A 26,029-nucleotide genomic window follows, 5' to 3' on the forward strand; every position below is an offset into this window, starting at 1 on the left:
AGGCTTAAAAAGCGGGTTTTTTATTATTAAAATCGACCATAATAGCATCATTATTTTAAAGATTTCTGCTAAAAAAGGATAGCTTACCTTTGGCAAAAATTTTTTGATGGATTCTTTTGAAAATTTCAACATCTCTAAGCAGTTAAAATATGCGATAGAAGATCTTGGTTTTAAACAACCTACACCTATACAAAGTGACGCTTTCTCTGTAATCATGTCTGGGCGTGATGTTGTGGGTATTGCGCAAACCGGTACAGGTAAGACTTTTGCTTATATGTTGCCCATTCTACAGGACTTGAAATTTTCAAAACAGGAGAATCCCAGAGTTTTAATTGTGGTGCCTACACGTGAACTGGTTTTACAGGTGGTAGAGCAAATTGAGCTTTTCGCGAAATATAACTCGGTCAGGGTATTAGGAGTTTATGGCGGTACAAATATAAATGTACAAAAGCAGGCTGTAGCTCAGGGACAGGATATAATTGTTGCCACTCCCGGCCGATTATATGATCTGGCAGTAAGCAGAACACTTCAGTTAAAATCAATTAAAAAATTGGTTATTGATGAAGTTGATGTAATGCTCGATCTAGGTTTTAGGTTTCAGTTGGTAAATATTTTTGATCTGCTTCCGCAGCGCAGACAAAATATCATGTTTTCGGCAACGATGACAGATGAAGTAGATGCGTTGATGGATGAATTTTTCACAGCCCCAGAGCGTATTGCTGTAGCTGTGAGCGGTACTCCACTCGATAATATTGAGCAAAGCAGTTATGCAGTAGAAAACTTTTACACTAAAGCAAACCTGCTAATTCACTTGCTTAAAGATAAAACCGAATACACAAAGGTTTTGGTTTTCGTTTCAAACAAAAAAAGCGCAGACCGTCTTTATAAAGTTTTAGAAGAAGAATATAATACGCAGGTAGGCGTGATTCATTCTAATAAAACCCAGAATTTCAGGATCAACGCCATCAATGAGTTTAACGCGGGAAATAATCGTGTACTTGTGACCACAGATGTTATGGCTCGTGGTCTGGATCTTGACAAGATCACCCACGTTATCAATTTTGACACGCCTAATTTCCCTGAAAATTACATGCACCGCATAGGTAGAACGGGTAGGGCGCAGGAGCAGGGAAAATCTCTTTTGTTTTACACCGAAAAAGAAACAGAGGCTAAAGAAGCTATTGAAGCTTTGATGGATTATAAGATACCGCAGCACGATTTTCCAACGGAAGTTGAAATATCTAAAAAACTAACACCAGAAGAAGAGCCAGAGGTTGTAGAGATAAACAATCCTACAAAAATGGTTGATGCTCCCGGAGCTAGTTTTCACGAAAAAAAGGAAAAGAACCAAAAAACAAATCAGGGTGGTTCTTACCGCAGAGAGATCGCAAAAAAATACAAAAAACCTAAAACACGCGGTGACAAAAATTATAACAGGCGTAATAAGAAGTAACCATATTTTTGATAAAGCGTTGTTTTGTAGCGAAAAACCACCTGTTTTACCCGATTTTAGATACATTTTCGGTGGTTTATACATCAAAATAAAAGCTGTTTAAAACTACTAACGGCTCTATGTAAAAGACAGCCTAAATAAACGTATCTTTGCACGCTCACACGCGTAATATGGCATCATTTTCAGAGTTAGGAATAAAAAAGGAATATATAAAGGCTTTAAAAGAACTTAATATAAATACTCCTACTCAAATTCAGGAACGAGCCATACCACAATTACTTCATAAAAGAACAGATTTTATAGGCTTAGCTCAAACAGGTACAGGTAAAACAGCGGCTTACGGTTTACCGGTATTGCATGATATTGATCCATCTTTTCCTGTTATACAGGCTCTGGTATTGTCGCCTACACGTGAACTTGTACAACAAATACAAAAACAACTTTTTCGCTTTACTAAATATGCCGAAGAGAAAATCTTTGCAGAGGGCGTTTATGGTGGTGAGAAAATAGACAAGCAAATACACAACCTTAGCCGTACAACTCATATTATTGTGGCTACTCCCGGTAGATTAATAGATTTAATCAATCGTAAAAAAGTAGATCTTTCACATATTAGAACGCTTGTTCTGGACGAGGCAGATGAAATGTTGAGTATGGGTTTTAAACAAGACCTGACTAAAATACTTTCATTTACCGGTGGTAAGAGAAATACCTGGCTTTTTTCGGCTACCATGCCAGATGAGATCAAGCAGATCGTAAAACAGTATATGTCACCTAATGCGCCACGCGTAGAGGTGAATAAGAACTCATTAGTAAATGCAAATATTACGCATCACTTCATAAAAACTTCCATAAAAAGTAAGTTTGATGTTTTAGTACGACTATTAGAAGGGAAAGAAGCTGAGCGGGGTATAATTTTTTGCAGAACTAAAGCAGGCACACAAAGTCTTACTGAAGCACTTAAAGAAGAAGGATTTTCTGTAGGTGCGTTAGAAGGTGATATGCAGCAAAAAGAGCGTGACAAAGTAATGCGCGCTTTTAAGAATAAATCTTTACAAATACTTATTTCTACAGATGTTTCCGCGCGTGGTATTGATGTAAGCAATCTTGCTTTTGTCATTCACCATCAACTCCCCGAACAAATGGAATATTATACGCATAGAAGCGGAAGAACTGCAAGAGCAGGTAAAACCGGTGAATCTATAGCGTTGATCTTACCTAGTGAATTACAGCACGTTTATGAAATTCAAAAAGAATTAGGAATTCATTTTAAAGAAGCAATAATTTAATTATATTAATAGAATAATACACACATATAAAACTAAAACTTTAAAAATTTATGGCTAGATCGCAAGAAACCTATGGTAAAAAAGAAAAAGAAAAGAAGAGATTAAAGAAGAGAGAAGACAAGCAGAAGAAGAAAGTAGAACGTAAAGCAAACGCTAAAGGTGGAGCTTTTGAAGATATGATCGCATATGTTGATGAGTATGGTAACTTAACTGATACTCCGCCAGATCCAGCAAATCGCATTGAGATTGATCCAGACGATATCATTTTAGGAATTCCTAAAAAAGAGGATATTGAAGAAGAAGAACTTCCTGCAAAAGAAGGTAAAGTTTCTTTCTTTGACACTTCAAAAGGATTCGGTTTTATTCTTGACAGCAGAACTCAGGAAAAACATTTTGTACACGTGAGTGGTCTTATTGATGAGATTCAGGAGAACGACAAAGTTACTTTTGAGCTTGAAAGAGGAATGAAGGGCATGAATGCCGTACGTGTAAAGAAGATCTAAAAACCTCCTGTACACCTAAAAAATCGGTTTAAGCACTTAAAAATCAGCGCGGTTTTTATACCGTTATCCAGTTATAAGACAGTAAAATGTCATTTTTAAAATATTAAATCCGTGGGGATTAGTGCTTTCCCCAGTTTGGATTTAAATTTCTCAAGATTCTCTGTTCTCTAAAATACTTAGAGCCAGTCTTATTTTGTAATAATCAATCTTCTCATTAAAATGCTCATAATAAGGGCGCAAAGCAGTTGGGTTATCTAAATCCTTTTTAGCTCGCGCTATGGCATCTACTTCTACCTGAGAAACATATTTATAGAGATCAATATCTTTACCCTCACTGTATAATTTAGCCAGATGAGAATAGATAGTTGTGTCTTTTACATTCCGCTTTCGCGAAATTTCAGCCACGCTCATTCCTTCTTTTACCAGTTCATATGTGACCTTGTACGTGTTGTTTTTTTTGCTGGCCTTCTCACGTTTCTCTTTCATAAAAGTGGCAACCACTTCTATAAATTGATCACCATAAACTTCAAGTTTACGTTTACCCACACCACTAATATCAAGAAAATCATCTTCGCTTAAAGGTCGTACACGCTCAATTTCTTTTAAAGTCGCGTCACTAAAAACAAGATAAGCCGGAATATTTTCTTCTTTCGCAATAGCGGAACGCAATTCACGCAGTTTTTCAAACAGCGCATTGGTTTTAGGCTTTTTAGTTTTGGTTTCAGCCTGGGCAACTACTGCGGCCAGATCAACAGGATGAGTTAGTCTCACTTTTTTACCTTTAAACAGAACTTCTTTAGCATGCTGCGTAAGATGTAATTCGTTGTTTTTGTGAAAAGCGATCTCGCAATAACCCTGATTTATAAGTTGGATGACGTATTGCTGCCAGTCTTTCCAGGCTATATCATGACCTATCCCGTAAGTGCTTATTTTATCAAGCCCTTTTTCAAGAATATTAGAATTTTTAGCTCCGCGAAGTATGTCGATAACAGTCCCAATAGCTTCATTTTGTTGTAAGCGCGCTAGTGTAGAAAGTACTTTTTGTGCTATAATAGTGCCGTCAAAAAATTGCGGCGGATTCTTACACACATCACAATTACCGCAATCTTCTGCCAGAAATTCGCCAAAGTAACTCAGCAATATTTTTCTACGGCAGGTAATGGCCTCTGCAAATTGCTTCATGCGATCCAGCTTTGCGATCTGCACTTCTTCATTTGCTGCGCCCTGTGTAAATCTCCTCAGTTGTAAAACATCAGCATAACTGTGAAAAAGCAAAGCATGTGATTTTAAACCGTCACGACCTGCTCGACCTATTTCCTGATAGTAACCTTCCAGGTTTTTTGGCATATTGTAATGAACGACCCAGCGCACATTAGATTTGTCGATTCCCATCCCAAAAGCCACAGTAGCACAAACCACTTGTGTTTTATCATAAATAAAATCTTCCTGAACCTTGGTACGCTCGTCAAAACTTAAGCCCGCATGATATGAGGTAGCCGGGATACCATTTTCTGCTAATTGTTCTGCAAGCTGCTCAGTAGATTTTCTGCTCAGGCAATAAATTATTCCGGAAGTATCTGGCCGTTTATTGATAAACTTAATGATCTGGTCTGCTTTTTTATCTGCAGGACGCACTTCCAGCGTTATATTTTTACGATCAAAAGAAGATAAAAACTGCTCTGCATGCGGTATATTAAGTTGGTCTGCAATATCCTGTCTTGTAGCTTTATCTGCCGTTGCAGTAAGTGCAATCATAGGAGTGTTGGGCAGAGATTTCTTTAAAAATCCCAATTGCTGGTATGAAGGTCTAAAATCATGCCCCCATGATGAGATACAGTGCGCTTCATCAATAGCAATGCAACTTATATATGTTTCATTGAGAATAACTCCTAGTCCGCTAAGACTCTCAGGCGCAACGTAAAGTAAATTGAGTGTGCCTTCTGCCACCTGAGATAAAATTTCCTGTTGCTCATCTGCAGACTGACTGCTGTTATAATATGCAGCAGGAATTCCATTTGCATTCAAACCATCTACCTGATCCTTCATCAAAGCGATAAGTGGAGAAATAACTAAAGTAATCCCGGGAAATAGAATTGCAGGAACCTGAAAACAGATAGATTTACCACCACCTGTGGGCATTATAACTATAGAATCTTGCTTATTCAGCACATTTTCAATGATCTGTTGTTGCTGAGCGCGAAAATGATCGTAGCCAAAATACTGCTTTAATGTAGGTATTAGTTTATCTTGATAGGGACTCGATTGCATGCAGGAATATTTATGGCAAAAGAACTAATTCTCTATTAAAATCTTTCGCTGAAAAGCATAAAATAGTGAGTCCTTTTATATTTACTGTAATTTGAAGGAACAAACCAAAGTTCAAAATCACCTTTAAGAAACATTTAAAAGTAAATTAGAATGTAATTTATAATTTCGGTTTTTTCATACTTTGAAAATAATTTCCCCCGCCCAACGACAACTTAAATGACAAACAACCAAACTAACAAAAAATACGCCGTTGTAACCGGTGCCAGTAAAGGACTGGGCAAAGAATTTGCATTAGAACTTGCCCGCAGAAAGATAAATCTGCTTCTTGTAAGTCTACCAAATGAAGGTCTTTCAAAAGTAGCAGAAGAAGTTAGAGACCATGGGATAGATGCAGCTATTTACGAGACTGATCTTTCAAAAACTTGTAATATAGAATCCTTTACAAATTGGGTAAACTCAAATTTTGAGATTTATGTGCTTATAAACAATGCGGGTTTTGGTGGCAATAACCACTTTCTCGATGCAGACAGCAGCTACCTTAATAAGATTATACAAATAAATATAAAAGCAACCACTTTGCTTACAAGGCAACTTATGCCTAATCTAATTAAGCAAAACGACAGTTATGTGCTCAATGTATCAAGTTTAGCCGCATACAGCCCCATTGCCTATAAAACGGTTTATCCTGCAACTAAAGCATTTGTGCATCATTTTACAAGGGCGATGCAGGAAGAATTTAAGCATCGCAACATCTCGTTTAGCATTGTAAATCCCGGACCTATGAAAACTAACGGTCACGTTTCAGAACGTATCGAGCAACAAGGTTTCTGGGTTAACATTATGGTTTTACATGCCAAAGAAGTTGCAAAAATTACCATACGCGGTATGTTCAAAAAGAAAAAAGTAATTATGCTCAATTGGCTACACCGTTTGGGCTGGTTTCTTCTTCAGGTTTTACCGGTGCAGGTAAAAATGGGAATTTTAAGCAGTCTTACTAAAAATGAAGTGCGTGATTTATGAAAGTTCTCGTCACAGGAACAAATGGTCTTCTCGCTTCTAATACAATTAAAAAATTATTAGAGCAGGATTATGAAGTTGTAGGTATGTTGCGGGACACAAATAAATTTGTTCTTCCTGCTCATCCTAAACTTGATTTGATTACTGGTGACATACGAGATCAAAAAGCTGTTGATAATGCAGTAAAGAGTTGTGATATTATAATTCACGCTGCAGCTTTAACTGCTCCAGATCTTTTAAAATATGAGCAGTATTATGAGGTGAACGTTCTGGGTACGCAAAATCTGGTTGAAGCCGCCATTCTAAATAATGTTCAAAAATTTATCTATGTAAGTTCTGCAAATACCATTGGCCACGGGACAAAAACCTCCCCGGGGACAGAAGAAATCGGGGTAAGAGAGCCATTTATCGGCTCTTTTTATGCCAAAAGTAAGCTTGAAGGCGAAGAAATTGTTCTGGCTAGTGCAGATAAAATTCATTCCGTTATCGTAAATCCTACCTTTATGTTGGGTGCTTACGATGCTAAACCCAGTTCTGGAAAGATCATTTTAATGGGCTACAATAAGAGAATTGTTTTCGTGCCGCCGGGAGGGAAGAATTTCGTCAATGTCGATGATGTAGCAGATGCAATAATTTCCGCTTTCGCGAAAGGAAAATCGGGAGAAAAGTACCTATTATCGGGCGAAAACCTGAGTTATTGGGAGTTCTTCAAAAAACTGAATCAATTTTCTGAAAAGAAAGCCATGCTCGTTAAAGTCCCAAAATTTTTACTGCTGAGCGCAGGATTCGCCGGGAATTTGATTCGAAAAATGGGAATAGCGACTCCTGTTTCTCTAAGTAATATGCGCATTCTCTCTATCACAAACTACTATTCAAACAAAAAGGCAGAGCGCGAACTTGGGATTCATTTTAAACAAATTGATCTCGGTATTCAAAAAGCGGTGAATTGGTTTAAAGAGAACGGCAATATCTAATTTAAACCTATGCTTAAAATCTTTCGCGAAAGCACAATTTCTTACCTAAATATTTAATTGATACAAGTGCCGGAATAGGTGTACTTTTGCCGAATGGCAAATGACATAAAAGACCGGCAGGATATTCTTAGTAAACTGAATATTCATCAGTTAAACCCAATGCAGGAAGAAGCGCTGGCAACTATTGAAAACACTCAAAATACGATAATACTTTCGCCCACAGGTACAGGAAAAACGCTTGCTTTTTTATTGCCTGTGATTGATAATCTCGATCCCGAAATTGACGAGGTACAAGCGCTTATTTTGGTTCCATCACGTGAACTTGCAATACAAATTGAGCAGGTTATACGCGAAATGGGTTCTGGTTATAAGGTAAATGCGGTCTATGGCGGGAGAGCTGTTTCTAAAGATAAAATAGAATTAAAGCATTCTCCGGCTATATTAATTGGTACACCTGGCCGTATTGCAGATCACTTTCGCCAGGAGCGATTCTCAACAGATTTTATTAAAACGCTCGTTCTTGATGAGTTTGACAAATCACTTGAGGTTGGTTTTAAAGATGAAATGAAATTTATCATTCTTTCACTTTCTAATCTAGATAAACGCATTCTTACATCTGCCACTCAAGGCGTTACAATACCGGGATTTGTAAGATTAGATAAGCCAAAAACGATTAATTATTTGGGTGATGCTGTTTCTAAACTAACATTACAAACGGTTGTTTCGCCTTCTCACAACAAATTAAAAACCCTTGTTGATCTGCTTGATCACATTGGCAGTCAGCCGGGAATTATCTTTTGTAATCTTAAGGATAGCATTCAGGAAGTCAGTGAATATTTAAATAAAAACGGTATCAATCACGGTTGTTTTCACGGTGATATGGAACAAAAAGATCGGGAGCGTGCTTTGATAAAGTTCAGAAATGGAACGTATCAAATTATCGTGGCGACAGATCTTGCTGCTCGCGGAATAGACATTCCTGAAATGAAATTTATCGTACATTATCAGTTACCTTACTCCGCTGAAGAATTTACACACCGCAATGGTAGAACAGCGCGGGTAAACGCAAAGGGAACAGCGTATATCTTGAAATACGAAAAAGAAAATCTGCCAGAATTCATTAAAAATCCACCTGTGGCAGACATTTCTAAAAAATCAACGAGAAAATCTCCTTACTGGGAAACCTTATTTATTTCCGGTGGAAGAAAAGATAAAATTTCAAAAGGTGATATTGCCGGACTCTTTTTTAAGCAGGGAAATATAACAAAAGATCAATTGGGCGTTATCGAGTTAAAACAGGATTGCACATTTGTGGCAGTTCCTGCGGCAATTGCAGAAGACCTGGTTGAAAACCTGAATAACAGCCGACTAAAGAAAAAGAAAGTCAGAATTTACATTTTATAATATACCCGTTTTAAGATTCATTTACGAAGTATGAAAGAATCAGAAATAGCCGAAGAAAAGGCAATTACTGCTGAAGAAATAGATAAATGTATTGCTGTTCTAGAATATCTAAACAGCAACACAGATGAGATTTTTGAAATTTCAAAAGAGAAACGTACCGCCCTTTTAAAAGCTTCAGGCATGCTTTCCCGTCCTCATCGTGATGAATTTTCACGTAGGAAAAAAGATGCTAAAAAAGCTCAAAAACGCAAGCAGGCAGCAAAAGATAAAAACGCACGTAAGGAAACTGGCATTCGCAGCGCTCGTGAGAATGTGGTTTTTGTAGCTCCTAAACTTCTCGCCGCAGCCGATTTATCAAGTAAAGAACAACTTGAGCTTGAATCGCCACGCAATTGCTACGTGTGCAAAGAGATGTTTACCAAGTTGCATCATTTCTATGACACGATGTGTACAGAATGTGGTGATTTTAATTATGCTAAGCGTTTTCAGACTGCAGATCTTACAGATCAGGTTGCGGTTATCACCGGTTCTCGTTTAAAAATAGGTTATCACATAACATTGATGCTTTTACGTGCGGGTGCGACTGTGGTAGCTACAACGCGTTTTCCTGTAGATTCTGCTATTCGTTTTTCAAAAGAGGAAGATTTTCATAAATGGGCAGATCGTTTACATATTCATGGACTTGATCTGCGTCATATTCCCAGTGTTGAGATGTTCTGTAATTTCATTGAGCAGAAGTATGAAAATCTCGATATTCTCATCAACAATGCGGCACAAACTGTGCGCAGGCCGGCCGGTTTTTATCAGCATTTGATGGAAAAGGAAGAAATGCCGCTAGATGAATTACCTAAATACATTTCAAATCTTTTACAAGATCATATCAATTGCCTGGCCGAATTAAAATCCCTGAGCACAGGTACTTCTAATAATAAGAATAATTCTCTTCCTGTCACCTGGCACGGCCCTGAACCCGGAATTGGGATCAGAGCTTCAGCCAAATTATCGCAGATCCCATACAGTTTTGATAATTCGCTTAGCGCGAAAGAAGTATTTCCCGAAGGTCAGCTTGATGCCGATTTACAGCAGGTTGATTTGCGCAAGACTAACAGTTGGCGTTTAAAGCTTGGCGAAATAGAAACCACAGAAATGATTGAAGTTCAGTTGGTAAATTCTATTGCGCCATTTGTATTGTGCAACCGCCTTGCTGAACTCATGAAGAAGGAAAACACAGGCAAGAAACATATAATTAACGTTTCTGCGATGGAAGGGAAGTTTCACCGCTTTTTTAAGGAAGATCGCCATCCACACACAAATATGGCAAAAGCTGCGCTTAATATGCTTACACATACCGCTGCAGGAAGTCTTGCTAAGGAAGGTATTTACATTAATGCTGTTGATACCGGTTGGGTGACAGATGAAGATCCTATCGAACTTTCAAAACGTAAAATAGAACTGCACGATTTTCAGCCACCGCTTGATATTGTAGATGGTGCGGCGCGAGTTATGGATCCACTAATTGACGGAATAAACACAGGAAAACACTGGAGCGGTAAGTTCTTAAAAGATTACAGACCTATAGACTGGTAAACGATGAGCGAACAAGCAAATAACCCGCTACACGGCGTAAAATTGGCTGATATTGTCACTTTTCTTCGAAAAACCCCCTGGGCAAGAGAAAAAGTAGAGCGTTTGTATTTGAAAACCAAAAAGTAAGCTTCCGCGAAAATTGAATTTGTTCCGTCATGGTGAACTCGTTTCAGCATCGCATAATATTTTTCAAGAAACCCCAACTATGTGCGACCCTGAACTAAATTCAGGGTGACGTTGAATTCGGTAAAAGAGAGAATAGAACACTAATTAGTAAAAAGTAATTTTCTACAGAAAAATCTTTGAGGTCGTCATGCTGAACTTGTTTCAGCACCGCATAATATTTTTCAGGAAACCCAGAGATGTGAGACTCTGATCCCAAACGCCTTCGGGACAGGGTGACGATAAACAGGTTAGGATAGCGATTATATGCTTAAAATATTTACTTCTTAGTGTAATGTTCGTTTTTAAACTTCGACAATGGTTCTTTAATTTTACTTATTAAATAACCAATTTGTCAATTCGAGTGAATTTTCTACATTATAAATGTGTAAAATGGTATCGAGAATCAAATGTTGAGTCATCTCAGTTCTCGATACAAATTTTCTACCGAAAATCACTTGAACAGACATAAGAGCATCTAATTAAAATACATTCCGAATCGAAATATTTATTTTTACAATCTAAATTCTATTCATGTCAAAGAAAAATTATAAAATAGCTGTTCTCCAACTTAACCTGAATGATGTTGCAGAAAACAATTTGAAGAAGTGTACAAAGTGGGTGAGAGACGCAGCGTCACAGGGAGCAGAAGTTATTTTATTACCAGAATTATACAGCAGTCATTATTTCTGCCAGAGTGAGGACACAGATAATTTCGCTTTAGCAGAACCTCTTTACAGCACATCTTTTATAGCTTTTAGCGCTCTGGCGAAAGAACTGGGAGTTGTGATCATTGTACCTTTCTTTGAGAAGAGAATGGCCGGTATCTATCATAACAGCGCCTATATTATTGATACAGATGGTACAGAAGCTGGTTTGTACCGTAAAATGCACATTCCGGATGATCCTCATTTTTATGAGAAATTCTATTTTACTCCTGGAGATTTAGGTTTTAAAGCCTTTCCTACACAAAAAGGAAAAATTGGCACACTTATTTGCTGGGATCAATGGTATCCTGAAGCGGCGCGTTTAACTGCGATTCAAGGAGCTGAAGTTTTATTTTATCCTACAGCGATAGGCTGGCATCCGCAAGAGAAAGAGCAATATGGTGTAAACCAGAAAGGCGCCTGGATGAATGTGATGAAAGGTCACGCTGTTGCAAATGGCGTCTATGTCGCTGCGGCGAATAGAATCGGTCTTGAAAAATATGTGCCAGATACAAACGGAATTCAATTCTGGGGTTCTTCATTTATCGCCGGGCCACAAGGTGAGATTTTAGCTCAGGCTTCAGAAGACCAGGAAGAAATTTTAATTGCAGAAGTTGATCTTGACCTACAGGAAAATGTACGCCAAAACTGGCCATTTTTCAGAGATCGTAGAATAGATCATTACGGTGATATCACTAAACGTGCAATAGACTAAGCATGAGCAACAACAGGCGATTTCCTGCAGAGTGGGAAGAACAACAAGGTGTTTTATTGTGTTTTCCACATAACGGGAAAGACTGGCCGGGAAAATATGAAGCCATTCAGTGGGCATTTATAGAGTTCATTAAAAAGGTTTCTTCGGTAGAGCAGGTTTTTCTTGTAGTAGCAGATGAAAAACTAAAGGCTAAGGTTACAGAAATGCTGAAAATGGCATTTATAGACCTGCATCATGTTTCGTTTATCATTCATAAAACAAACAGAAGCTGGATGCGTGATTCTGGCCCTATTGTTATTAAAAACGGAGAAAAACGTGAAGCCTTAAATTTCAATTTTAATGGTTGGGCGAAATACACCAATTTTCAGCTTGATAAACATGTTCCTTCAAAGATTTCTGACTTTCTAAAAATTCCACTAACACATGTTGAATACAAAGGCAAACCGGTAATTCTGGAAGGCGGAGCGATTGATACAAACGGAAAAGGAACTTTGCTTACTTCGGAAGAGTGCCTGATGGATCCTGAAATTCAGGTGCGAAATCCCGGCTTTACAAAAGCCGATTATGAAGCTGTTTTTAAAGAATTTCTTGGAATTACAAACGTGATTTGGTTAGGCTGCGGCATTGAAGGAGACGATACGCACGGGCATATAGATGATCTCTGCCGATTTGTAAATGAAGACACGATTGTTACCGTAGTTGAAAAAGATAAAAGGGATCCAAATTTTGAACCGCTTCAGGATAATCTGAAAAGGCTTAAAAAATCGGTCCTGGAAGACGGAAAATCGCCTAAAATCGTCGAATTACCGATGCCTAAAAAGCTAGAATTTGACGGACTTCGAATTCCCGCGAGCTATGCTAATTTTCTAATTTTGAACAAGTGTGTACTTGTTCCTACGTTTAACGATCCTAATGATCGCATCGCACTTAATATCATCGCAGATTGTTTCCCCGAAAGGGAAATTATAGGCATGAGCGCCATAGATCTAATCTGGGGTTTTGGGACTCTACATTGTTTGAGTCAGCAGATTCCTGCTTAACTTTCGGCGAAATATTATTATAAATAAAACACCTTAAAACGGTGAAAAATCAGGAAATAACCACATAAAATCGCGTGATTTTATGGTTATTCTTCTTATTAACAGTTTAATATTGCTAAATCCATTCCTGAAAAGTAATTGTTTTCTTTACAATTAGATTGGGATCTTTGTCAAGTATTTTCTTTAAATTTAATCGTATTAAAGCTTAATTCTAATAGTCTTTAATTCTTAATTATAGTTTATGAAAGAGAAAATATCGAGCTGTGGCTGTAGCAATCATAATCCATTACATTGTATCATCCCGCCGTATATGCTAGAGATGATGGCAACCTCACCTAATGAGAAAGTGCGGCAAATGGCAATAAGAAACCTGGTTATAGGTTCAGAAATTCGTGCTGAAAGGAGAGCAATCGCGCCAGAAATGGTGTCTTCATTACTACTGAATAATGCAGGTAAATTCCGTGAAGTTTATGATATGGAAAATAAACCGAATAGGCGTGATCTACTGCCGGGAAAACTCGTTCGCAGTGAAGGTGATGAACCTACAAATGACCCGGCTGTAGATGAGGCTTACGATCATGCAGGATACACTTATGATTTTTACAAAGAAATATTCAATCGCGATTCTTTAAACGATAGTGGCTTAACGCTCATATCGTCAGTTCATTTATCAAGTAATTACAATAACGCTTTCTGGAACGGTAACCAGATGGCTTACGGCGATGGCGACGGGGTAGTTTTTGAACGTTTTACAAAATCTCTTGATGTGGTAGGGCATGAGTTAACTCACGGCGTTGTAGACTTTACTTCACGTTTGGTCTATCAGGATGATCCTGGCGCTTTAAATGAGCATTTTGCAGATGTCTTTGGGACTCTCATAAAACAATGGGTAAAAAATCAAAATGTTGAAGAAGCAGACTGGCTGGTGGGTAATGATATTATAATTCCTGCACCTACAAGACGGGCAATTCGCGATATGAAAAATCCGGGTACTGCTTATATAAATGATCCAGATCTTAACGGTACAGATCCTCAACCTGATCATATTTCAAAAAAATATACGGGTGACGCAGATAATGGCGGCGTACATATAAATTCTGGAATACCTAATAAAGCATTTTGTGAAACCGCAATTGCCATTGGTGGCTTTGCCTGGGAGACCGCAGGTAAAATTTGGTACGAAGCCATGCTTCAGCTTACGCCAAACAGCAATTTTGACCGCATGGTAACGATAACTAAAAATATTGCATTAGCTTTATATGGTAAGGAAAGTAAAGAATATGAAAGTGTAGTGCATGGCTGGGAAACTGTAGGTTTATGATCATAAAATGCGAAAAAAGCGGCGGATTTATGGGCAATCAATTGAGTTGCACCATTGAATTTGATGAGCTTAATCCAGCCGAAAAAAACGCATTTGAAGAATTGCAAAAAGAGAGCGGTAAAGATCCGCGTATGCGCGATTCTTATATTTATAGTTTTAAAATACTTAAAGATAATACCGTAGAGGAGAAGGTAGATATTGATGAAACTTATCTTACAGAAAAAATGATTCCTTTTATTAATAAAGTTGATTCTAAGCTAAAATGATACTTTCTTTTTCGTCTTTATCTATTTTTTGCATACCCGCCGTTATTCTAGCCCAAGCCTCGATTTTCCCACTAAATTGGCCCATTTTTATAGCAGCAATCGCCGGCTGTGTATTGCAGGAGTTTATATATTGGTTTGAGTTACGCCATACGATCGCTCAAGGCGAAATACCCCCAGAATTAAATTCAAGACCGTATTGGGTGATCACGATAAGTTCTATCGTGGTTTTTTCAATTGGTGCGTATTGTTACTTTATATTTTCTGAAGATCAGGAGAATTTAAACTTCTTTACAGTGGCTATTTTTTCGGCTGGTTTCCCCAGACTTTTTAAAGGAGCCGTTCAACAATTAGGAAATCCCAGGGCAAAAGGGCACGATAGGAATGAGATTATAGCAGCGCAAAAACGAGACTTTACAATTCAGGATTTTTTTATGATGAGAAAATAATATGCAGGGTTTTAGTAGTTTTTTTCTAAGTAATGATGAGAAATACAGAGTCAATCTGCCCACTGCTACTAATTCAATGTATACTTTAATTCCATACACTCATTTTTCAGTATATCAAAATGTTAATAGAAAATTAGCTTTATATAGCGCTTGTAATATTGCTGATAAAGTTCCTGGTATTCCCAGGCGTTCTTTTCGTAAAGATATTGACCATCTTAAGCGTGATCAACAACTGGGAGACGAGTTCTATAAATCTGTTACTATAGATCATCCTACCCGAAAAAACGCTAATGTTTTTGATCGTGGTCACATAGTTAGCAAGCAATATCCACAGTGGGGCGCAAGTGAAGCTATTGCGAAAAAAGCCGCATATGATACTTTTTTTTATCCCAACGCTTCACCCCAAGTTCCCGAAGTCAACCAAATGGACTGGAAAGATCTGGAAGAATTTATTGTAGATGAACTCGAAATTAAAAAAGTAAGTGTTTTGTCTGGTCTTGTACTTTCTAATAATGATCCTGTAGCGACTTATATAGACAGTATAACCGGTGAGACAGCGCAAATTCAAATCGCACTTAAGTTTTGGAAAATCGTCTATTACATTTTTGAAAATCAGCTAAAACGAATCGCATTTGTATTTAAACAGGATAAAATTGTAAACAGCTTCCCGTTTATAACGCAAATAGAAGCGATTGCAGACGTGCCTGATCCTTTTGACGCTTTAGAAGATGATCTTAAAACCTACATTGTTGATCCTTCATGGCTTGAAGAAGCAACTACCCTTAAGTTCACACCGGCAACAAATTATTTCGATGAAAATCCTGATTTTAAAGGCATTTCAACCGATTTTAAGCCTAAAATAGCGGTTTTTAACAGAGAAAATTTAAAGAATTATCTCTAATCTACGTTAGAATCTCGTGGATTAGATGAACTTCTCCCGGCTGCATATTTTCTAAACAAATTTCACCAATTCGCACACGCACTAATCGCAAAGTAGGAAAACCCACCGCCGAAGTCATTTTTCGCACCTGGCGAAATTTCCCTTCTGTAATAGTTATACTTAGCCATGAGGTAGGGCCATGTCTGGCATCACGTATTTTTTTCTTTCGCTGTGGTAATTCTGGTTCTGCAGCTAGTCGGCTCACTTTACAAGGCTGTGTAATATATTTACAGCCATCAAGGCCTATTTCTATTCCGCTTGCTAATTTTTGTATAGATACCTCATCAATATCTCCGTCAACCTGAGTGTAATATTCTTTTTCTATACCAGAACGGTTCACAGTGTCACTGGTTTTCCCGTCTGTAGTAATGAGCAGTAAACCTTCAGATTTCTCGTCAAGACGACCAATTGCCATCGAGCCTTCTGGGAATTCATACAGATCTGAAAGAAAATCCTTTTTCCTGGCCTGCCGCTCATCGTTGCTCATCATTTGACTTATGTATCCATAAGGCTTATAAAGTTTAAAATGAGTTTCCATTATTTAGAGAAGTTTCTTTTTGGGCGGCGAATATCTCTAATTTAATTGACTAAATCTAATTTCTGAATTTACTCTTAAAAACTTTGAAATTTGCTTACATCACTATTCTGGTTTTTCAAAAAATTGCCTGCATTGTCTCGTGGTCAAAACTTTTCAAATTATGGTTTTTAACCTTATGAATTTCACTCTTAAATTAGACGATTTTTAAGGTAAAAATGCTGATTTTAGCTACAATTGAGAAAGTTTTCTTCATTTAAAAATCAGTTCTATGAATAATAAAATCCGGAATAAAGCGACCAAAAACGTTCTCCTTGCATGATAATTATTTATAGCCTGTAATTATAATTACTTGTATCATGTTATTTCTTTGAGTTATAGGTTGCCTAATTATTGAATAATACTTGATTTTTATCCGTAAGAATATTTATTAAATAATGTTTATCTCTTTATTTAAAACAATCTTCAATTAACATTTCTTTATTAGCTCCAGAGGTGTTTTCCATTTATTCTTTCTGCACAAATGCTCTAACTTTAGGATGTTATACGCTTATAATTTAATGAATTACACCTAAATTTTTGATTTCATAAAATCGAGTCAATTGTACTAGAATAAATTTTAGGTTTTTGAATACAGATATTTATGGAGAAGGACGAGATCAGGCTTGGGGATATTCAACGCATATTATTTGGCGACCTGCCACCAGAATTTTTATTAGAAGTTTTCATACGCACATTCATAATTTATATATCCTTCTTGCTGGTAATGCGCTGGCTGGGAAAAAGAATGGCGGGGCAATTAACGATCTTAGAGCTTGGCGTGATGCTAACACTGGGTGCAATTGTAGCGCCCGCAATGCAGGCGCCTAATGTAGGAGTTCTTGTGGGTATTTTTATTCTTTTGTGTGTTTTGGGGTTTCAGCAAGGACTTACGTTTCTCTCTTTTAAAAGCAAAAAAATTGAATGGCTAACTCAGGGTAAAGCACGCATTTTTATAAAAGACGGTGTTCTTATTCTTGATGAAATGAAAAAAGCCCGCATAACCAGACAACAAGTTTATGCGATCTTAAGAAATGCAGATATTTTTAACCTAGGGCAGGTAGAGCGTATGTATATTGAGTCATCTGGCGAATTCAGTATTTATAAACGCGAAGAAATCAAACCAGGATTACCGCTTTATCCACCTAATGATCAAGACATTAAAAATGAACAACCCAATCCAGATGAAAAACTCAAGGTTTGTATAAGCTGCGGGTATGTAGACGATTGTAATAATGAATTAGAATGCGGGCATTGCCATCAAAAGAAATGGACTAGTGTGGTTTAAAAGAGAAAAATGAAAGACGAGAATATATACTTTGGTGACTGGAGCAGGATGTTTATAGGCAAAGTGCCGTGGAGCTTTTTTATAGAAGCTTTTATACGCATGTTTGTTATTTATCTCATTCTTGTGGTCGCAATGCGCCTCATGGAAAATAGATTTTCATCACTTGTATCACGCAACGAGATGGGAGCTATGGTAGCGCTGGCAGCTGCAATAGGTATTCCTGTTCAGGCAGCAGACAAAGGGCTTTTGCCACCGGTAATTATTGCAATAATTGTAGTTGTGGTAGAGCGCGTGATTTCGGCATGGGCGTTTAATCATCAAAAGTTTGAACAGATATCGCAAGGAGATTATTCTGTTCTCGTAGAAAATGGAATGATGAATTTCCTCTCTATGAAAAGGGCTCGTGTTTCCCGCGAAGGTGTTATCGCTCAATTGAGAAGTAAGAGTATTAAAAATCTGGGCGTTGTAAAACGGCTTTATATGGAAGCGGGTGGAAGTTTTACACTTATTGAAGAAGAAGAAAAACAAGCCGGTTTGTCAATAATTCCAGATTGGGATAAGGAGTTGTACGACAGACAAATAAAAAGTGATAAAGAAATGGTTTGCCATGAATGCGGAAACAGAAAAGACATTATCTCTAATGATGAGATCTGCTCTAATTGCAAATCTAAACATTGGGTGACAGCCATAATATAACACCAACTAACCTATATACATGACCAGAAAAAATCGTTTTATCCTGTCTGCTTTTGTGATCATTGCCATTGCTGGTGCAATTATTTGGTTTAGCCAGAGAAAGATCAAGAAGTTAGAAGTAGTTAATGTAAAACAGGAAGTTCCTGTTGATTCTACAGCTATTCTATGGTATAAAAACAGTATAATCTATAGTCTGGATGTAGAAGTATTTAAAGATAGTGATGCAGATGGCACAGGAGATTTTAAAGGATTGATCTCAAAATTGCCATATCTTGATTCGCTTGGTATCACGGCGATCTGGCTTTCCCCTTTTAATCCTACTCCTAATAAAGACGATGGCTATGATATTACAGATTATTATGATGTAGACAAAAGACTGGGATCATTATCAGATTTTGATGCTTTTGTAGCTGCCGCGAAAAAAGATAGCATTAAGGTGATAATGGATCTCGTTGTAAATCACACATCTAATGAGATAAGCTGGTTTAAAGAAGCCGAAAAAGACACAAGTTCAGTCTACCACAACTGGTATCTATGGAGCAAAGAACAGCCTGAGAATTACGATACAGGTATGATTTTTCCCGGGGTACAGACAGAAACCTGGACGTTTGATACAATTGCAAAAGAATATTACTATCACAGATTCTATGATTTTCAGCCAGATCTAAATATGCAATACTTACCCGTTCAAAGAGAGGTAAAGAAGATTATGAAATTCTGGCTTGATCGCGGTGTAAATGGTTTTAGACTTGATGCTGTACCCTTTATAATAGAAGTACCCGAGAAAAAAGGAGAGAAGTTTGAGCATCAGTTTAATCTTCTTACAGAAATGCGTGAATATGTTTCGAGTATTGACAAGGAAGCTATCATATTAGGTGAAGCCAATGTTGCGCCTTCAGAAACAAAAAATTATTTTGGTGAAGAAGAAGATCGCATGCATATGATGTTTAACTTTTATGTAAATCAACATATGTTCTATGCGCTTGCAACTGGTGAAGCAAAACCTCTGGCAAACGCGCTGCAAAGCACAAAAGATATTCCCAAAGAAGCAGAATGGGGACAGTTCTTACGCAATCACGATGAAGTTGATCTGGGCAGATTAACTGAAAAAGAACGCAATACTGTTTATAAGAAATTTGGTCCCAGAAAATATATGCAACTCTATGATCGCGGTATCAGACGCAGACTGGCACCTATGCTAAACAATAATATTGACCATTTAAAACTAGCTTACAACTTATTATTTTCGCTGCCAAGCACACCTGTAATGCGCTATGGAGATGAAATAGGAATGGGTGATAATTTAAAACTGAAAGAACGTCTTGCCGTACGAACGCCCATGCAGTGGGATGATTCTAAGAATGCCGGCTTCTCTGTCAGTGATACAGTGGTGAGACCCGTCATTAATTCATATCCATACGGTTATGATCGGGTTAATGTGAAAGATGAAAAACAAGATTCTACTTCTTTTCTCAACTGGAACATAAAAATGGTCGCTTTACGTAAAGAATGTCCGGAAATTAGTTTTGGTCAATGGGAAATTCTGGATTCAAATTCAGATCAATGCCTGGCAATTCATTACCAATGGGAAGACCAGGAATTACTGGTCGTGCATAATCTAAGCGACGAGGATCAAGAAGTTAGTGTGGCTGCAGAAAATTTGAAAAAGGGAAAATTAAAGAATCTCGAAAACCAAAAAAACATTTCACCCTCTCACGGAAGTTTCAATTTTAAACTGAAACCATATGGCTACAGATGGCTGCGTGTAGTAACAGAATAATGTATAACTACATAAAAATCACTACCTTGTAGTAAAAAAGTATGCCGCTTTATATGGACAGGCACAATATTCCGCAGGACATAACTGCAGAACATGTGGCGCAGATGCATCAGGAAGATCTAAAGATCGAGCATCTTTACGGTTGCAAAGGTATGACCTACTGGTGCGATGAAGCCAGGAAAACCGCTTTTTGCCTTATAGAAGCGCCCAATGAAGACGCTATTAGAGAGATGCATCAAAATGCGCACGGCGACGTACCGCATAAGATCATTGAAGTTAATGCGGGCATAGTAGAATCTTTTTTGGGTCGTATAGAAGACCCTGCTCCTCTCAAAAGTGAAGAACAATTAATAAAAGATTCAGCTTTTAGAATTGTTATGATCGCGCAAACCAATCAGATTTTGTGTACTGATGAAGTAAAAAGTAAACTTAGGCGCGTTCTGCACAAGAATTTAGACCTCACAAAAGAAACCATTAAAAATTATAATGGCAACGTAGTTAATTATGATCTTTATAAGTGCATGGCTTCTTTTACTTCAGTAACGCAGGCTGTATTGTGTGCAATTACCATTCATTCTAATTTTAAAAACTTGTCAAAAAAGGTCGATTATCCGCTGCTGGAGCTAAATATCGGGTTGAGCACCGGTGATCCTGTTACAAATACTCCTGATTTTTTTGAAGATACTATAAAAATGACTCAATGGTTATGCGAAGTAATAGATGGTCAAATTGTGGTTTCGCCAGAAGTTCGTTATTCATATGATAAGGAGAATAAGAATGATTTAAATGAAAACAAATCTGTTATTGCGCTAAATCCATCTGAAGAAAAATTTCTAGAGAATTTAATGCAGTTTACAGAAAAACTTTGGAACCAGACCAATCTCAAGGTAGAAGATTTCTGCGCACACCTGTGTTGTAGCAAAGCAAAATTTTATCGCAATATGATCGCATTAACCGGAAAATCACCCAATACATTTTTAAAAGATTACAGGCTTAAGCGTGCATTAAAAATGCTGAGCGTACAAGGTGGAAACGTTTCTCAGGTTGCTTTTGACAGCGGTTTTAATACGCCATCGTATTTTTCAAAATGCTTCCAGGAAGCTTATGGTATGTCGCCTTCTGCTTGCGCGAAATTCTTTATCTAAAATATAACTTTCCCGATTTTTGATCATTTTAGCCGATTTTGAGCTAAAAGTGCTTGTTTTTGAGCGATTTATAAATGCCCGATGTTTTTCTACTATCTACTTTAGCAGTATACAATCTAAAGAATTACTCATCAATCAAAAACAACCAGTATGAAAACAATTAGTGAAATAGAAGAATCAAAAATCAATGTTTTTAAAGACCAGCTTAGAGGTGATTTAATTATGCCAGAAGATTCTATTTACGATCAATCAAGAAAAGTCTACAACGCGATGATAGATAAAAAACCGGCTATGATCGTAAAATGTGTAGATGTGGTAGATGTTATAGCTGCCGTAAATTTTGGCCGCGAGCATGATATTTTGATCGCTGTTAGGGGGGGAGGACACAATGGCGGTGGTCTGGGTATATGCGATGATGGTCTGGTTATAGACCTTTCCGGGATAAAATTTATTCGAGTAGATGCAGAGCAGCAGACTGTAAGAGTGGGCGGCGGCAATCTTTGGGGAGAAGTAGATCACGCCACACATCCTTTTGGGCTGGCAGTTCCTGCCGGCATTATATCATCAACAGGAGTAGGCGGTCTTACGCTGGGCGGTGGAGTAGGGCATTTGTCTAGAAAATATGGCCTCACCATAGATAATCTCCTTGAAGCCGATATGGTTCTTGCAGATGGTAGTTTTGTAACCGTTAATGAAAATAAGAATTCAGACCTATTTTGGGCTATTCGTGGTGGTGGTGGTAATTTTGGTATCGTCACTTCATTTAAATTTCAGGCGCATCCGGTAAAAACTGTTATTGGCGGTCCCACTTTATGGCCCATAGAGCGCACTGAAGAAATAATGAAATGGTATCACAATTACATTACTAATGCTCCAGATGAACTCAATGGCTTTATCGCAACCATGATCATTCCCGGCGCTCCTTTTCCGCCAGAGTTACACAACAAACAGTTTTGTGGTATCGTCTGGTGTTATTTAGGTGATCAAAGTACATTTGATGAGCTTTTTAAAGAGATTAATGCGCTAAATCCTGTTTTTGCGCACGTAGGTGAAATGCCATATCCAGCTATTCAGACCCTTTTTGATGGCTTACTGCCTCCGGGATTACAGTGGTACTGGCGTGCAGATTTCTTTAATGACCTGCCTGCTGAAGCCAGTGCACAGCATCTTAAATTTGGTTCTAGTATTCCTTCACCTTTATCGCAAATGCATTTGTACCCTATAAGTGGGGCAGCCGGCAGAGTGGGAGATGAAGATACTCCCTGGGCTTATCGGGATGCAAAATACGCAGGTGTGATAGTGGGCGTAGATCCTGACCCTGCAAATGCGTCTAAAATTACAGAGTGGTGTAAAGATTACTGGACAGCACTGCATCCCTTTTCAGCGGGAGGTGCTTATTCTAATTTTATGATGAATGAAGGGCAGGAGCGGGTAAAATCAAGTTATAAGCACAATTACAGCAGGCTGGCCGGTATTAAACACAAATACGATCCTCATAATTTGTTTCGTGTAAACCAAAATATAGAACCGCAATCTGCTTAAAGCGAAAGCAAAAAAACACCCATTGAATTTACCAATGGGTGTTTTCATTATTGCGGTGAGAAAATAAAAGATCGAGCAACTGTTATTAAGGTAACCTGAATAATTTCAGAATAGTTGCCACGTTTCTTTAGTCTCTTTAAATTTCTAGAATTCCTGAACAGCAGGACGCAGAACGATCTCATTAATATCAACATCTGCAGGTTGCTCAATAGCATATGCTATAGCTCTGGCCACAGAATCTGATGGAATTGCTTGTTTGTAAAATTCTTTAACGTTATTAGAACTCGCTTCGTGAGAACTTCCGTTTTTCAATTCGCTATCTACAGCTCCGGGTTCTATAGAAGTGGTGCGTATTTTACCACCTACTTCATGACGTAAACCTTCAGAAATGGCACGTACGGCAAATTTAGTTCCGCTATAAACAGTTCCGCCCGGGCTAAAAACTTTAATTCCCGCTACCGACGACAAGTTGATAAAGTGACCATGACCTTGCTTTTCAAAAACAGGAAGTGCTGCTGCTATACCATAAAGTACACCTTTAATATTGATGTCTATCATACTGTCCCACTCGTCAATTTTAGTTTCTGTAAGTGGAGCAATAGACATTAAACCAGCATTATTTACAAGAACATCAATTTTACCATAAGCTTCAAGAGCTTTGTCTATTAAAGCTTGTACTTCCTCCTTTTTAGTTACATCGGTTTTGAGCACTTCAGCATTCCCGCCGGCATCACGTATTTCTGAAGCAATTTTTTCAAGATTCTCTATACGACGAGCACCTAATACAACATGCGCTCCTTTTTGTGCTAATAATCTCGCAGTTGCTTCACCTAAACCGCTACTGGCACCAGTGATTATAACTACTTTTCCTTTTATGTTATCTTCCATTTTATATTGTTTTTGGTTGAAAATTTTCTTCACGCAAATTTAGGAAGCGCTTGCTTGCATTTAAATAACATAGGTTAAGAAAAGGAATCTTGCTGAAATCAAAAAACCCGCCTAAAAGGCAGGTTTTTATAGTGATTTGACCGATTTTTATTGCTTACTTATCCAATTATCAATCTTATTTTCAAGTAATTCTAAAGGTACGCAGCCGGTTTCTAGAACCTGATCGTGGTATTTGCGTATATCAAATTTATCACCAAGTTCAGCTTTAGCTTTTTCGCGAAGCTCTCTTATTTTCATCTGTCCTATTTTGTAAGAAAGAGCCTGACCGGGATTTGCCATATATCGCTCAATTTCTGAAGTTACACTAGCTTCAGATTCGGCTTCATTATCAAGTGAATATTGTATCGCCTGTTCACGCGTCCACCCTTTGCTGTGCAATCCTGTATCTACAACTAAGCGCACTGCACGATGCATCTCTGCGCCCAGCATACCAAAATATTGATAAGGATCTGTATACAACCCCAGTTCTATACCTAATGATTCTGCATAAAGTGCCCAGCCCTCGCCGTAACCGCTGTACCAAAGTGTTTTTCTAAACTGTGGAAGTTCTGTGCTTTCCTGCGTTAATGAGATTTGATAATGATGACCCGGGATTGCTTCATGTAAAAATAAGGACTCATCACTGTAAACATTATATGTAGCAGCATCAGGAACGGGAACATAAAATATACCAGGTCGTGTACCATCTAACGAACCGGGATTATACTCTGCACTGGCAGAATTTTCTCTAAAAGCTTCTGTACGTCTTACTTCAAAAGGTGTTTTTGGTTTTACATCAAAAAGCTCTTGCAGCTGAGGTTTCATGCGATCGTAGATATCATTAAAATGGGCGACAACTTCTTCCGGGTTTTTATACGGCATCAATTTTTTATTGGTACGTACATAATTAAAGAATGCTTTTAGATCACCTTCAAAACCTATTTGTTCTTTAACCTTTTCCATTTCCTGAGATATGCGAGCGACTTCATCAAGACCTAATTGATGAATCTCTGCGGCCGTCATATCTGTGGTTGTATATAATTTGATCTGGTGTTGATAATAGGCCTCACCATCAGGAATATCTGCAATACCACTGGTTTCACGGCCAGCAGTTAAATAATCGTTTTTTAAAAAATTAGTCATCTCTTCATAAGCAGGAATTACTTTTTGGGTAACCATTTTTTGATATGCCTGTGTTACTTCTTCTTTTTCCTCATCTGTAAAATCATCGGGCAGATTTTTAACCGGACTGTAGAAAATATGGCTGTCCAGATTAGAGTCTGTCATAGCTTCCATTTGCGGGATAATTTTAGCGATAAGCGATTTAGGTAAAACATAACCTTTTGTAACACCTTCTGCCATATTACGCTCTGCGTTTTTAAACCATATAAGGTAATTATCTACCCGTGTTAGCCAGTTTTTATAGTCGGCTACTGTATTAAAAGGTTGTGCACCGGCCCCGCTGGCAAGCTGACCCATAAAGAGATTTACAGACCACATTTGGTCTATAGGCATGTATTTATCTTTACTAAATTGAAGAGTTTCCAGATTAATATCACACTCCCAGTCTAGAATGGCTTTGCTCATAAGATCTGTCTCATTTAAATTTGAGGCGTCAAACTGTGAAGCTTCTTCCTTATAATGCTGGTAGTAATTTTTTAAACTATCTGTATATTCCTGAGAAAGCGTGTTGGGAAATTTGTCATTATAACGCATATCACCAGATGTGGTGGCGTTAAGGGGATTGAGCTTAAGACCGTCTTCATAGTAATTGTCTAACAGGGTATTAAACTCTGTATTTGCCGCGATCTCCTGGTTTTCTTCTTTTGGTTCATTTTTACAGCTTAATAAGCAGCTAAAACAAATTAAAGTAAGTAGTAATTTTGTCATTATAAAATGGTTAAGGTTGAAAAATAAAAAAGAAATTCAAATGTTATTATAGTGAATCCTTTAGGTTAAAAAGACATTAACAATGCCCATTGGCA

At 37.8% G+C, this 26,029-nt stretch carries 23 protein-coding genes; 19 read left to right on the top strand and 4 right to left on the bottom strand.

The features are described 5' to 3' along the window. The first annotated feature begins 106 nt into the window (after window positions 1-106). The 3 genes from ACH3O9_RS15080 to ACH3O9_RS15090 all read left to right on the top strand — a co-directional run bounded on the left by ACH3O9_RS15080 (window position 107) and on the right by ACH3O9_RS15090 (window position 3,245). The gene (locus ACH3O9_RS15080) at window positions 107-1,453 is read left to right on the top strand and encodes a DEAD/DEAH box helicase (protein ID WP_416441891.1); all 1,347 of its coding nucleotides are present in this window, start codon (window positions 107-109) and stop codon (window positions 1,451-1,453) included. A 170-nt stretch (window positions 1,454-1,623) separates the two neighbouring features. Then, the gene (locus ACH3O9_RS15085; RefSeq protein ID WP_416441893.1) at window positions 1,624-2,742 is read left to right on the top strand and encodes a DEAD/DEAH box helicase; all 1,119 of its coding nucleotides are present in this window, start codon (window positions 1,624-1,626) and stop codon (window positions 2,740-2,742) included. A 50-nt stretch (window positions 2,743-2,792) separates the two neighbouring features. After that, on the top strand, window positions 2,793-3,245 hold the full coding sequence (locus ACH3O9_RS15090; RefSeq protein ID WP_416441895.1) for a cold-shock protein: 453 nt from the start codon (window positions 2,793-2,795) through the stop codon (window positions 3,243-3,245). Window positions 3,246-3,395: 150 nt separating this feature from the next. On the opposite strand, the gene recQ is transcribed toward ACH3O9_RS15090, so the two are convergent. Further along, on the bottom strand, window positions 3,396-5,513 hold the full coding sequence (gene recQ / locus ACH3O9_RS15095) for a DNA helicase RecQ (protein WP_416441897.1): 2,118 nt from the start codon (window positions 5,511-5,513) through the stop codon (window positions 3,396-3,398). Between the two features lie 216 nt (window positions 5,514-5,729). Here recQ and ACH3O9_RS15100 point away from each other — a divergent pair, with 216 nt between their 5' ends. The 11 genes from ACH3O9_RS15100 (at window position 5,730) to ACH3O9_RS15150 (ending at window position 16,053) form a co-directional block, all read left to right on the top strand. Continuing rightward, entirely contained in the window at window positions 5,730-6,533 is an 804-nt protein-coding gene (locus ACH3O9_RS15100) for an SDR family NAD(P)-dependent oxidoreductase (RefSeq protein ID WP_416441899.1), read from the top strand. Then, complete coding sequence (locus ACH3O9_RS15105; RefSeq protein WP_416441901.1) at window positions 6,530-7,504, top strand: NAD-dependent epimerase/dehydratase family protein; 975 nt, start codon at window positions 6,530-6,532, stop codon at window positions 7,502-7,504. Before ACH3O9_RS15100 ends, ACH3O9_RS15105 begins: the two co-directional genes overlap by 4 nt. Window positions 7,505-7,597: 93 nt before the next feature. Then, a complete protein-coding gene (locus tag ACH3O9_RS15110) occupies window positions 7,598-8,908 on the top strand; it encodes a DEAD/DEAH box helicase (RefSeq protein ID WP_416441903.1) in 1,311 nt (436 codons plus the stop codon). A 30-nt stretch (window positions 8,909-8,938) separates the two neighbouring features. Further along, window positions 8,939-10,495 (top strand): SDR family NAD(P)-dependent oxidoreductase, encoded by a 1,557-nt coding sequence (locus tag ACH3O9_RS15115; RefSeq protein WP_416441905.1) that lies wholly within the window; start codon window positions 8,939-8,941, stop codon window positions 10,493-10,495. A 3-nt stretch (window positions 10,496-10,498) separates the two neighbouring features. Further along, on the top strand, window positions 10,499-10,621 hold the full coding sequence (locus ACH3O9_RS15120) for a VF530 family DNA-binding protein (RefSeq protein WP_416441907.1): 123 nt from the start codon (window positions 10,499-10,501) through the stop codon (window positions 10,619-10,621). Between the two features lie 570 nt (window positions 10,622-11,191). After that, window positions 11,192-12,079 carry a carbon-nitrogen hydrolase gene (locus tag ACH3O9_RS15125; protein ID WP_416441909.1) on the top strand — a complete coding sequence of 296 codons (888 nt, stop codon included), beginning with the start codon at window positions 11,192-11,194 and terminating at the stop codon, window positions 12,077-12,079. Between the two features lie 2 nt (window positions 12,080-12,081). Further along, the gene (locus ACH3O9_RS15130) at window positions 12,082-13,119 is read left to right on the top strand and encodes an agmatine deiminase family protein (protein ID WP_416441911.1); all 1,038 of its coding nucleotides are present in this window, start codon (window positions 12,082-12,084) and stop codon (window positions 13,117-13,119) included. A gap of 241 nt (window positions 13,120-13,360) precedes the next feature. Then, a complete protein-coding gene (locus ACH3O9_RS15135; protein WP_416441913.1) occupies window positions 13,361-14,440 on the top strand; it encodes a M4 family metallopeptidase in 1,080 nt (359 codons plus the stop codon). Continuing rightward, window positions 14,437-14,706, top strand: coding sequence for a protealysin inhibitor emfourin (locus tag ACH3O9_RS15140; RefSeq protein WP_416441915.1), 270 nt, complete (start codon window positions 14,437-14,439; stop codon window positions 14,704-14,706). Before ACH3O9_RS15135 ends, ACH3O9_RS15140 begins: the two co-directional genes overlap by 4 nt. Next, a complete protein-coding gene (locus tag ACH3O9_RS15145; protein WP_416441917.1) occupies window positions 14,703-15,152 on the top strand; it encodes a hypothetical protein in 450 nt (149 codons plus the stop codon). Before ACH3O9_RS15140 ends, ACH3O9_RS15145 begins: the two co-directional genes overlap by 4 nt. Window position 15,153: 1 nt before the next feature. Then, window positions 15,154-16,053, top strand: a complete 900-nt coding sequence (locus tag ACH3O9_RS15150; protein ID WP_416441919.1) for a DNA/RNA non-specific endonuclease — start codon at window positions 15,154-15,156, stop codon at window positions 16,051-16,053. Window position 16,054: 1 nt separating this feature from the next. Here the strand turns inward: ACH3O9_RS15150 and ACH3O9_RS15155 are convergent, their stop codons facing one another. Further along, on the bottom strand, window positions 16,055-16,630 hold the full coding sequence (locus tag ACH3O9_RS15155) for a pseudouridine synthase (RefSeq protein WP_416441921.1): 576 nt from the start codon (window positions 16,628-16,630) through the stop codon (window positions 16,055-16,057). Window positions 16,631-17,270: 640 nt separating this feature from the next. Between ACH3O9_RS15155 and ACH3O9_RS15160 the strand changes: the two genes are divergently transcribed. The 5 genes from ACH3O9_RS15160 to ACH3O9_RS15180 all read left to right on the top strand — a co-directional run bounded on the left by ACH3O9_RS15160 (window position 17,271) and on the right by ACH3O9_RS15180 (window position 23,117). Continuing rightward, a complete protein-coding gene (locus tag ACH3O9_RS15160; RefSeq protein ID WP_416441923.1) occupies window positions 17,271-17,954 on the top strand; it encodes a DUF421 domain-containing protein in 684 nt (227 codons plus the stop codon). 9 nt (window positions 17,955-17,963) lie between these two features. Further along, window positions 17,964-18,650, top strand: a complete 687-nt coding sequence (locus tag ACH3O9_RS15165; RefSeq protein WP_416441925.1) for a DUF421 domain-containing protein — start codon at window positions 17,964-17,966, stop codon at window positions 18,648-18,650. A 19-nt stretch (window positions 18,651-18,669) separates the two neighbouring features. Next, window positions 18,670-20,430 (top strand): alpha-amylase family protein, encoded by a 1,761-nt coding sequence (locus ACH3O9_RS15170; RefSeq protein ID WP_416441927.1) that lies wholly within the window; start codon window positions 18,670-18,672, stop codon window positions 20,428-20,430. A gap of 41 nt (window positions 20,431-20,471) precedes the next feature. Next, window positions 20,472-21,575, top strand: coding sequence for a nickel-binding protein (locus tag ACH3O9_RS15175; RefSeq protein WP_416441929.1), 1,104 nt, complete (start codon window positions 20,472-20,474; stop codon window positions 21,573-21,575). Between the two features lie 150 nt (window positions 21,576-21,725). Beyond that, entirely contained in the window at window positions 21,726-23,117 is a 1,392-nt protein-coding gene (locus ACH3O9_RS15180) for an FAD-binding oxidoreductase (protein ID WP_416441931.1), read from the top strand. Window positions 23,118-23,261: 144 nt separating this feature from the next. On the opposite strand, the gene ACH3O9_RS15185 is transcribed toward ACH3O9_RS15180, so the two are convergent. After that, window positions 23,262-24,005, bottom strand: coding sequence for an SDR family oxidoreductase (locus ACH3O9_RS15185; RefSeq protein WP_416441933.1), 744 nt, complete (start codon window positions 24,003-24,005; stop codon window positions 23,262-23,264). A gap of 147 nt (window positions 24,006-24,152) precedes the next feature. Beyond that, complete coding sequence (locus ACH3O9_RS15190; protein ID WP_416441935.1) at window positions 24,153-25,934, bottom strand: DUF885 domain-containing protein; 1,782 nt, start codon at window positions 25,932-25,934, stop codon at window positions 24,153-24,155. Between the last annotated feature and the right edge of the window lie 95 nt (window positions 25,935-26,029).

Origin of the sequence: Leeuwenhoekiella sp. A16 (assembly GCF_047946675.1) — a bacterium.
GTDB lineage: Bacteria > Bacteroidota > Bacteroidia > Flavobacteriales > Flavobacteriaceae > Leeuwenhoekiella.